This window comes from Priestia sp. BR_2, from assembly GCF_041954005.1.
Classification (GTDB): Bacteria; Bacillota; Bacilli; order Paenibacillales; family Paenibacillaceae; genus Paenibacillus_AQ; species Paenibacillus_AQ lautus_A.
In genome coordinates this window covers 1-746 of the sequence record NZ_JAVFHM010000107.1, presented here as the reverse complement: position 1 = coordinate 746, position 746 = coordinate 1, and the positions used below count along the sequence as shown (strand labels likewise).

At 41.0% G+C, this 746-nt stretch carries 1 protein-coding gene; it reads right to left on the bottom strand.

What is annotated here, in order from left to right:
• Positions 1 to 127: 127 nt before the first annotated feature.
• Positions 128 to 746, bottom strand: a 619-nt coding sequence (locus tag RB298_RS03000) for an aminotransferase class I/II-fold pyridoxal phosphate-dependent enzyme (RefSeq protein ID WP_486045701.1), incomplete at its 5' end; no start/stop codon positions are given.

The following is a 746-nucleotide window of genomic DNA, read 5'->3' as shown; positions in this document are numbered from 1 at the left end:
GGAAAACAGGGACCAAACAGTTCCGAAAACCATAAGTGAGATACGCATGAGTTTTTCGGCCGAAATCTTAAATAATTTTTCAATGATAACAAAGAGGATTTCTACTATCCATATATCAGGAGCCGAACTAATTTCCATCTGGAGATAACAAATAAAATATGCTGACAAGTCGTTTTAAACCATCCCTCAATTGTTGTTCATTCAGATAGGAATAGCTCAAGCGTATCCATGATTTTAGCTCTCTGGTTGGATCACAGATGGAACCGGGGACAAAAGTAATGGATTGCTCCATGCACTTGCTAAGAAGACTTTCCATTGGGATCGACTCAGGGAGCATAATCCACAAATTAAAACCTCCTGTCGGACTGGACCATTTCCAGCCAGTGACAGACAATTCTTCTTCCACTATATCCTTGCGAACTGCCAGGGCAATCCGCAGCTTTTCCAAATGTTGCTGCATCCGTTCGGAAAAGAAATAATGCAAAAAAATCTTTTGGTTCAACAAGGGTGCCCCACTATCTGATAATGATTTTGCCTTTAAGAAAAATTTCATCAAGGATGGATGGCAAGCCACACTGGCAATACTCAGACCAGGAGCTACGTATTTACTAAAGCTACGAACATAGATGACATATCCCTCTGTGTCATAAGAAAAAATCGGCAGAGGGGGTTCTTCCCCAAAGTAAATATCACGGCAGGGATCATCCTCTATCAATAGACACTGGTATTTTTGGGCAATATCTACC